The 8,757-nt window shown below is 67.2% G+C and carries 7 protein-coding genes and 1 pseudogene; 3 read left to right on the forward strand and 5 right to left on the reverse strand.

Going from position 1 to position 8,757, the window contains the following annotated elements; genetic code table 11:
* Positions 1 to 116 (reverse strand): annotated as a pseudogene (locus Q0R27_RS09790) (YebC/PmpR family DNA-binding transcriptional regulator); the annotation flags it as partial.
* 106 nt (positions 117 to 222) lie between these two features.
* On the opposite strand from Q0R27_RS09790, the gene Q0R27_RS09795 reads away from it, so the two are divergent.
* The gene (locus Q0R27_RS09795; protein ID WP_293943864.1) at positions 223 to 936 is read left to right on the forward strand and encodes a CPBP family glutamic-type intramembrane protease; all 714 of its coding nucleotides are present in this window, start codon (positions 223 to 225) and stop codon (positions 934 to 936) included.
* Between the two features lie 53 nt (positions 937 to 989).
* On the opposite strand, the gene Q0R27_RS09800 is transcribed toward Q0R27_RS09795, so the two are convergent.
* On the reverse strand, positions 990 to 1,232 hold the full coding sequence (locus Q0R27_RS09800) for a DUF2312 domain-containing protein (RefSeq protein WP_293943866.1): 243 nt from the start codon (positions 1,230 to 1,232) through the stop codon (positions 990 to 992).
* Between the two features lie 133 nt (positions 1,233 to 1,365).
* Between Q0R27_RS09800 and pyk the strand changes: the two genes are divergently transcribed.
* Positions 1,366 to 2,814: a pyruvate kinase gene (pyk, locus tag Q0R27_RS09805; protein ID WP_293943878.1), complete on the forward strand. Its 1,449-nt coding sequence runs from the start codon at positions 1,366 to 1,368 to the stop codon at positions 2,812 to 2,814.
* A 19-nt stretch (positions 2,815 to 2,833) separates the two neighbouring features.
* On the opposite strand, the gene Q0R27_RS09810 is transcribed toward pyk, so the two are convergent.
* Genes Q0R27_RS09810 through glf form a run of 3 tightly spaced genes read right to left on the reverse strand, consistent with a single transcriptional unit; the run spans position 2,834 to position 8,245 of the window.
* Positions 2,834 to 3,601, reverse strand: a complete 768-nt coding sequence (locus Q0R27_RS09810; RefSeq protein ID WP_293943868.1) for a histidine phosphatase family protein — start codon at positions 3,599 to 3,601, stop codon at positions 2,834 to 2,836.
* Positions 3,602 to 3,648: 47 nt separating this feature from the next.
* Positions 3,649 to 5,823 (reverse strand): family 1 glycosylhydrolase, encoded by a 2,175-nt coding sequence (locus tag Q0R27_RS09815; RefSeq protein WP_293943870.1) that lies wholly within the window; start codon positions 5,821 to 5,823, stop codon positions 3,649 to 3,651.
* Between the two features lie 16 nt (positions 5,824 to 5,839).
* Complete coding sequence (gene glf / locus Q0R27_RS09820; RefSeq protein ID WP_293943872.1) at positions 5,840 to 8,245, reverse strand: UDP-galactopyranose mutase; 2,406 nt, start codon at positions 8,243 to 8,245, stop codon at positions 5,840 to 5,842.
* A 176-nt stretch (positions 8,246 to 8,421) separates the two neighbouring features.
* On the opposite strand from glf, the gene Q0R27_RS09825 reads away from it, so the two are divergent.
* The coding region (locus Q0R27_RS09825; RefSeq protein ID WP_293943874.1) for a carboxyl transferase domain-containing protein at positions 8,422 to 8,757 on the forward strand (336 nt) is incomplete at its 3' end.

Below are 8,757 nucleotides of genomic sequence, written 5' to 3' on the forward strand. Positions count from 1 at the left end.
CCCATCTTGGCCGCGACGGTGATTTCGCGGCTGAGCTTGCTGAACATGCCCGAGCGTTTCTTGTCCTGCGCGCCCTTGCGGTGCATGATATTCTTGAATTTCGAATGGCCGGCCATGCGGGCGGGGCTCCTGAGCATTAGGTTCGGGCGAAAAGAGAAGGGCTCCCATAACCGGATGGACGAGGTTACGACAAGTCGGTCCGATCGCGGCCGGGGCGGGGCGATGCGGCTCGTGCCGGAGATCTGGGTCGAGTGGGCGCGGTTCGTGGCGCGGCCGCGAGTGCCGGCGGAGCGGGTGCGGTTCGACAAGCAGGCGGTCGGCGAGGTGGCGCGGCTGCTGTTGCTCAACGTCATGGTCGCACTGCCGCTGGCGACGGTGCTGACCGGGCTGGCGAAGGCCCAGGGGCTCAAGACGCCGCAATTCGAGGTACTGATCAGTCGCGGGCCGCTGTTCACGCTATTGATTGGGGCGCTGATCATTCCCCTGTTCGAAGAGCTGATGTTCCGCGGCTGGCTGAGCGGGCGGCGGCGGCATCTGGCGGTCGCCGCGGTGGTGACCGCGCTGGGGGCGAGCCTGTTCGGGCTGGTGCGGGTGGTGTCCGAAGGGCTCGGCCTGATCGGTGCGCTGGCCGGGGCGGTGGTGCTGGCGGTGGTCGTCGGATGGCGGCTGGCGCGGCGGGTCGGGAGCGGGGTGTCGCAGTGGTTCGAGCGAGCTTTCCCGTGGCTGTTCTTCGCTTCGTCGCTGGCGTTCGGGCTGGCGCACATGAGCAATTATCCGCTCGACCGGCCGTGGCTGCTGCTGCCGTTCGTGCTGCCGCAATTATTTGCCGGAACGATCTTCGGTTTCGCCCGGGTGCGTTACGGGATGTGGGCCAATATCGCGCTGCACGCGGGCGGGAACGGGCTGTTTCTGGGGCTGTCGCTGGCCGGGGTGTGACGCCCGGCCAAGCGAACAGGGCTGGGCCAAGCCCAGCGCGTCCTTGTGCCGCGCTAGGCCAAGCCGAGCGCGGTTCGATACGTTTCGAGGAGTGCGTCGGCTTCCTGGCGGACATGGGCTTCGAGGCGGCGGAGCGCGACGACCTTGCGCATCGTCTTGGTGTCGTAACCGTTGGCCTTGGCTTCGGCGTAAACGTCCTTGACGTCGTCGGCCATGCCCTTTTTTTCTTCCTCGAGGCGCTCGATCCGCTCGATGAACAGTCGCAGCTGTTCGGCTGCGACATTGCCGTCACTCATGTTGATTCCTCACGATATGATGTTGCGGGGCGGCGTTAGGCGAGGCGCGGCGCGGGCTCAAGCCGGTTGATCGATTGGCGCGAGGCTCTATGGCGAGGCCGCTCGAAGATGGGGATTTGACGTGACGCAGCCGATGAAACCGCGCGACCGCAAGGTGAAGATTTTGGCGACGCTCGGCCCGGCGAGTTCGACTCCCGAGATGATCGAGGCGCTGATCCGTGCGGGGGCGGACGCATTCCGGATCAACATGAGCCACGGCGAGCAGGCCGACAAGGTCCAGCTGGTCGAGACGGTGCGGAGCATGGAGAAGAAGCTCGGGCGGCCGACGACGATCGTGTTCGATCTGCAGGGACCCAAGCTGCGCGTCGGCAATTTCGAGGGCGGGTCGGCGATGCTGATGCCGGGGACGATGTTCGTGTTCGACGACGACGAGACGCCGGGCAACGAGAATCGTGTCGAGCTGCCGCACCCCGAGCTGTTCGCGGCGGCGCGGACGGGCGACCGCCTGCTGATCGACGATGGCAAGGTGCGGCTGAAGATTGCCGCGGTCGAGCCGGGCAAGATCGGCGCGATCGTCGAGGTCGGCGGCAAGGTATCAAACAACAAGGGGGTCAATGTCCCCGACGTGGTGGTGCCGATCCCGGCGCTGACGGAGAAGGACCGGTCCGACCTCCAGTTCGCGCTGGAAATGGGGGCGGACTATATCGCGCTGTCGTTTGTCCAGCGGCCTGAGGATGTGGCCGAGGCGCGCGAGCTGGTCGGCGACCGGGCGGGGCTGCTGGCGAAGATCGAGAAGCCGCAGGCGATCGAGCGGCTGGACGAGATATTGCACCTCGCCGACGCGGTGATGGTCGCGCGCGGCGACCTTGGGGTCGAATTGCCGCCCGAGAGCTTGCCACCGCTGCAGAACCGGATCGTGGCGCGGGCGCGTCAACTCGGCAAGCCGGTGGTGGTGGCGACGCAGATGCTCGAATCGATGATCGTGTCGCCGACTCCGACGCGGGCCGAGGTGAGCGATGTCGCGACCGCAATCTATGACGGCGCCGACGCGGTGATGCTGTCGGCGGAGAGCGCGGCGGGGCAATATCCGATCGAGGCGGTGGCGATGATGGATCGTATCGGCTGCAACATCGAGCGCGACCCGGTCTATGCGGCGCGGATCCATTTCACCGAAACGCTGCCCGAGGAGACCGCGGCGGACGCGCTGGCCGGCGCGGCGCGGTCGATCGCGACCAACCTCAAGGTCGGGGCAATGGCCTGCTATACGAGTTCCGGTTCGACCGCGCGGCGAATTGCCCGGGAACGTCCGCCGGTGAAAATCCTGGCGATGACGGCGAGCGACAAGGTCGCGCGGCGGCTCGGACTGCAGTGGGGGGTGCACGCGGTCCAGACGCGCGATGTGGCGAGCTTCGAGGAGATGGTCGCCAAGGCCAAACGGGTGGCGCTGCGCCATGAGCTGGCAGCGGCGGGTGAGCGGCTCGTGATCCTGGCGGGGGTGCCGTTCAAGACCGCAGGGTCGACCAATGTGCTGCACGTGGTGCGGGTGGTTGGCGACGAGCTGGAGAAATACAAGTCGGAGTAGGTCAAGGTTCGATCATGGTCTAGCGCGAGCCGGCCATCGCGTCGGGGGCGCTGGTCTTTTCGGCACCTTCTTCCTCGAGCGGTGCACCGTGGTTCCACAGCGCGAGCTCGGGGACGCACAGGCCCTTGTGGTCGATGCCGAAGTCGTAAGCGCAGATGCCGCAGTTGAGGATCTCGGCCTGGCGGTCGATGTCGAGGATCTGCGCTTCGGTCAGCTCCTCGAGGATGTAGCGCAGGCACAGCACGACGACCTGGTGGCAGACGATCATCACCCGGCTGTTCTCGTACTGGAGATTGATCGAATTCAAGGCCGAGCGGAGGCGCAGGATGACGTCGGCCCAGCTCTCGCCACCGGGCGGGCGGTGGTAGAATTTGCCCATCTTGGCGCGGTGGGCGGCCTCTTCGGGATATTTCTGGCGGATGCCGATCGTGGTGAGGCCGTCGAACACGCCGAATTCGCGTTCGCGCAGGCGCTCGTCGAGGATGACGGATTTGGTGCTCCCCGACAGGCCGCCGGCCGTGCGGATCGCTTCGGCAGTCTGGCGCGCACGGACGTAGGGCGAGGACAGCAGGACTTCGGGGCGCTGGTCTTCGGGGAGCGCGGCCAACCAGCGGCCGGTGGCCTCGGCCTGGCGCTGGCCAAGCTCGCTCAAGGGAACATCGACGTCGCGCCAGTCGAGGTCGATGATGAGGTTGCCCGCGCGGTGTGCCTGGTCGCGCGCGACATTGCCCTGGCTCTGTCCGTGCCGCACTAGCCATAGCCGGGTCGGCCAATGTTGCCGTTCCATTTTTATCCTCCCGTGCAGCAATGCGCGACGGTTGCCTTTGGGGTCTGTCAGGCCAGTTCGGCAAGGGGGGCGGAGTGGGTAACGAAGTCGTCGAGCGCGATTTCGAGCGGGCGCAGCGCGAGGCCGTGGCCGCTCGTCAGACCGGTGTTCGAAGGGGCCCCGGCGGCGGCGGAGATGAGGCGCGGGTCGTGGCCGGTACGTGTCGCGAGCGAGCGGGCGAGGTCGTGCCAGCTGACTTCGCCCGAGTTGGCGAGGTGGCGGATGCCGGTCTCGCGGTCGAGCAGCAGGTCGAGCGTGGCGTGGACGAGGTCGGGGACGTAAGTCGGGGTGACGATCGTCTGGTCGCCAACATCGTCGATATGCTCGCCGCGCTTAAGGCGCTCGATCAGGCCATAGGCGAAGTTGTGGCGGTCCCACGGGCCGAAGAAGGTGCTGGTGCGGATCACGAGCGAGTCGTGGTTGGCGGCGAGGACGCGGGCCTCGGCCTCGGCCTTGCTGCGGCCATAGGCGCCGCGCGGGGAGGGGGAGTCGGCCTCGAGATAGGGGCGGCCGAGCTGGCCGTCGAAGACGAGATCCGAGGAGAAGGTGACGTAGGGCAGGCCGGCGATGCGGCAGGCGCGGGCAAGCTGCTCGGCGCCGAGGGTATTGATCGAGAAGCACTCGTCGGGCCGCGCGTCGGCCTCGCACGGGCGCACGAACCCGGCGGCGTTGATGACGGCCCACGGGCGCTCGCGCTCGATGGCGGCGGCGATCGAGGCCGGGTCGGTGATGTCGAGCTCGGCGCGGGTGGTCAGGCGCCAGGCGAGGCCGCGATGGTGGCAGATGCGCGCGAACGCCTGGCCCAGCGTGCCGGTCGCGCCGGTGATCAGCAGGCGGCGACCGGGAAGACGCTCGTCGGCGGGGTCGTGGCGGGCGGCGTAGAAGCGGCCGGGGCGGTGCCACCAGCCGGGCTGGTCGAGCACGGGGTGATCGGCGGTGCCGTCGCGGGCGAGCTTCGCGGCGAGGGCGCCGACGAGGGTGCGGCGCAAGGTCGGGCCGCGCGCGTCGAACGCACCGGCTTCGTAATGGCCTTCGCGGCGGACGAGCAAGGAGCGCCAGTCGACCGCGCCGACCAGCGCCCACAGGGTGACGGCGCAAAGGTCGACGCCTTCGTCGCGAACGGTCTGGGCGTCGCGCCACACGTCGAGCAGCCAGCGTGCCTGTTCCTCGCGGGTGCAGCCATGGTGGACTTCGCCGACGACCAGCGGGATCTGGTAGCGGGCCCAGACCTCGCGCAGACGCTCGGCGGTGCCGACGTGGGCGGCGACCTCGGGCATGCGGACCGCCTCGATGTCGGCGTAGCGGTGGCGGCCATTGTCGCCGGGGACGACGTCGGGGTGGAGGTCGAGGCGGTCGTCGAGGAAGCGCTCGCTGGTGAGGTAGTGATCGACGCCGATCAGGTCGGGGGTGGCGTTGCCGTCGTGGAAGGCCGCGAGCCGGTCGCGCGTAACCCCGTCCCCTTGCATCCAGTCCCAGAAGGGGTGGCCCTCGCGGACCCTGCCGGCGAGGAGGTCGATGCTCAGCCAGCGGCGTTCGTTCTCATGCTCGGCCTGGTAGGCGAGCGCGGGGGTCGAAAAGACGCGGCCGAAATCCTCGGTGACGAGCAGCCTGGCGGCGGGGTTCACCGCGCGGATGGCGCGCATTGCAGAGGCAATTCCTTCGCACTGGGTCGTCAACGCCCGCAATGTCGCCGACATGCGACGGCGGTGGGGGTACCAGTGGCCGTAAAGGAACGAGAAGCGCGCGGTGGTCAGCGGTTCGTTGACCGGCGTCCAGGTGTCGATCCACGGATAGCGCTGTGCGACCTCGCCCGCGAAGGCGCCGAGTTTCGCGGCCCAGTCGGGATCGTCGAGGTCGGTCCAGCGCGGGCCCGAGCCGTGATGGACGAGCCCGGCGATGACCCGGATGCCGTGGTGGCGCAAACGAGCGAGCCGGGCGTCGTGCCAGCTGAAATCGAGCGCGTCGGGGCCATCGCGGGCAACATCGTCCCACAGGATAGGATAGCGGATCGCCCTGATGCCCAGCGCGGCGATCGCGTCGATGTCGCCCGGACGTGTCCGATGGCCGGTCTCTGTGAGCTGGTCGCGCCACTCATCGCCGATCCGCACCAGGGTACATTCGACGCCGCCCCACAGCTCGAGCGCGGCGGGGCGGGCGCCTTCACGGTCCCCCGAAGGCTTCATCGAGAAGCTCGTCAGATCAGGCCACGATGCGCAGTTCGCTCGAGGAGGCGGGAGAGGCGCTGGTGGCGCCGAGCTTCGCCTTGCGAGCCGCATCGATGCGCCGGAAGGTGGCAAGCGCCTGTCCGACGATCTGATCCATGTTGTAATAGCGGTAGGTCGCGAGCCGGCCGACGAAGGTGACGTCGGGGGTGGCATCGGCCAGCGCTTCGTAACGCTTGAACAGGGCCTGATTCTCGGGCCGGGGAATCGGGTAATAGGGGTCGCCCTCGGCCGCCGGATATTCCAGCGTGATGCTGGTGCGATCCGACTTCTGGCCGGTCAGATGCTTATACTCGCTGATGCGGGTATAGGGGGTTTCCTCCGACGGGTAATTGACCGTGCCGACCGCCTGGTATTGCGGCTGATCGAGCGTCTTGTGCTCGAATTTCAGGCTGCGGTAAGGCAGCTTGCCGAAGCGGAAGTCGAAATATTCGTCGATCGGGCCGGTGTAGATGAGGTGCTCGGCCTCGACCTCGTTGCGGACGTCGCGATAATCGGCGCCCAATGCGATGTCGATGTTGGGATGGTCGAGCATCGCCTTGAACATCGCGGTATAGCCGTCGGCCGGCATCGCCTGGTGCCGGTCGGTGAAGTAGCGGTCATCGGTATTGGTCCGCGTCGGGATGCGCGCGGTGACGAGTTTGTCGAGCTGGCTCGGGTCGAGGCCCCACTGCTTGCGGGTGTAGCCGCGGAAGAACAGTTCATAGAGTTCGCGGCCGACGGCGTTGATGACGACGTCTTCCGAGGTCCTGATTTCGTCGACATGCTCGGCGCGCGACGCGAGGAATTCGGCGGCTTCGTCGTCGGTCTTGAGGTCGAGGTCGAACAGCTCGTTCAATGTCGTGCGGTTGATCGGGATCGGGACGAGCTTGTTGCGCACGCTGGCGAGCACGCGGTGCTCGTAGGCGCGCCACTTGGTGAAGTTCGACAGATAGGCGAATACGTCGTCCGAGTTGGTGTGGAAGATGTGCGGGCCGTAGCGGTGCATCAGGATGCCCGCCGCGTCCTTTTCGTCGAACGCGTTGCCGCCGATATGGTCGCGCTTGTCGATCATCAGGATGCGCGCGCCATGCTGCTTGGCGAGCCGCTCGGCGAGGACCGAGCCGGCGAACCCGCAGCCGACGATCAGATAATCATATTTGCGGGTCGCGGCGATGTGCGCGACGGCGGCAGCGCTTCCGCCAATCGCGGGCCTGGTGTCGGCGGATACGTCCTTGGCGATGACCTCGTCGATCAGCGCGGCCATGCGCGCCTGGGTGATGTCCCAGCTCATCGTCGACAGCAGGCCGTCAACCTCGGCGAGCCAGCGATCGCCCGACTTGCGCAGCGCGAGCTGGACCTCGCAACCGGCGATGAACTGCTCGGCGGTACCGGCGATGCGGACGCCGGCGACGCGCTCATAGTGGCGCTTGACGTCGCGGATCGGGGTCGAGACGACCGGCACCCCGGCGGCGAGATATTCGGGAGTCTTGGTCGGCGAGATGAAGCGCGTCGCGGCGTTGATCGCGAACGGCATCAACGCGACGTCCCAGTGCGCGAGATAGGCCGGAAGCTCGTCATAGGACTTGCCGCCGAGGTAGTGGATGTTGGCGCGGCGGGGGAGCTCGTCCTCGGAGATCTTGACCACAGGCCCGACCATCACGAGCTGCCATTGCGGGCGGGCGTCGGCGATGGCGGCGAGGAGGTCGAGGTCGATCCGCTCGTCGATCACGCCGTAGAAGCCGAGCCGCGGGTGGGCGAGGCTGGCCTGGTCGGCGGGGTCGGCGATGGAGCCGCGGGCGGCGGCGAAATGGTCGCGGTCAACCGACGAGGGGAAGGGGTGAACGTTGCCGTGGCGCTGCTTCTTCGATTCATACAGCGAATAGCCGCCGGTGAAGACGACGTCGGCGCGTTCGAGCAACTCGCGCTCGAGGTCGAGCAGTTCGCGCGGGGCGAAGCGGAAGTTGGCAAGCTCGTCCATGCAATCGTAGACGGTGCAGGCCGGGTCGAGGTGCCGCGAGAACGGCAGCATCATCGGGGTGTAGTACCAGGCGACGATCCGGCCGGTTACGCCGGCGAGATAGCCGTCGAGCAGCTTCGTGAGCGTCGCGTTGCGCTCGTCATCGGAGCCGCCCCGGGGCAGTCGGGGGGTGATGATGGTCACGCCGCCGGTCTTGGCCGCCGGGCGGATGTCGAGCGAGGGCGAGGCGCCGTCTTCGCCGTCGATCGGTTCTTCCCACACGACGACCGGCGCCGAGCGAGCGAAGCGGTTCATCAGGTGCTGCGGGCGCTGGAACACGAAATCCCACCGCAGGTGCGAAAAGCAGAGCAGGGTGGGAGGTGCCTCGGCTGGGCGCAGCGCCTCACTGCCAGAACCGACCGACGCGCCAACACCACTTGCCATCACGCTCAACTCCAATGAAAAGACTGTTGTTACCAAGTTATAACGGCGAGGCTGGCCGCGTGGTTCCGCGTGTCCCGCCAGGCCGAGCATGATTTTGCTGCGGTTACGAAATGAACCGGAATTGACGCGGTCGGCGAGGGCGTGGAAGGGGGATTGCGGCACGAAAGGACGAGGCGATGGCGACGACGATCGAACAACTTGAGGCACGCCGTGCCGCGGCCAAGCTGGGCGGAGGCGAGAAACGCATCGCGGCGCAGCACGCCAAGGGTCGGCTGACCGCGCGCGAGCGACTGGCGGTGCTGCTCGACCAGGAGAGCTTCGAGGAAGTCGACGTGTTCGTCGAGCATAATTGCGCCGACTTCGGGATGGAGACGCAGAAGTTTCCGGGCGACGGGGTGGTGACCGGGTCGGGCACGATCAACGGGCGGCTGGTCTATGTGTTCGCGCAGGATTTCACCGTGTTCGGCGGGTCGCTGTCGGAACGCCATGCGCAAAAGATCTGCAAGATCATG

It is taken from the genome of Sphingomonas sp. (genome assembly GCF_025362505.1).
Classification (GTDB): Bacteria; Pseudomonadota; Alphaproteobacteria; order Sphingomonadales; family Sphingomonadaceae; genus Sphingomicrobium.

Bases quoted from the DNA above. Each gene is read 5' to 3' on its own strand.
- Q0R27_RS09795 (WP_293943864.1), top strand. From the start codon at position 223: ATGCGGCTCGTGCCGGAGATCTGGGTCGAGTGGGCGCGGTTCGTGGCG.
- glf (WP_293943872.1), bottom strand. From the start codon at position 8,245: ATGGCAAGTGGTGTTGGCGCGTCGGTCGGTTCTGGCAGTGAGGCGCTG.
- pyk (WP_293943878.1), top strand. From the start codon at position 1,366: ATGAAACCGCGCGACCGCAAGGTGAAGATTTTGGCGACGCTCGGCCCG.
- Q0R27_RS09800 (WP_293943866.1), bottom strand. From the start codon at position 1,232: ATGAGTGACGGCAATGTCGCAGCCGAACAGCTGCGACTGTTCATCGAG.
- Q0R27_RS09810 (WP_293943868.1), bottom strand. From the start codon at position 3,601: ATGGAACGGCAACATTGGCCGACCCGGCTATGGCTAGTGCGGCACGGA.
- Q0R27_RS09815 (WP_293943870.1), bottom strand. From the start codon at position 5,823: ATGAAGCCTTCGGGGGACCGTGAAGGCGCCCGCCCCGCCGCGCTCGAG.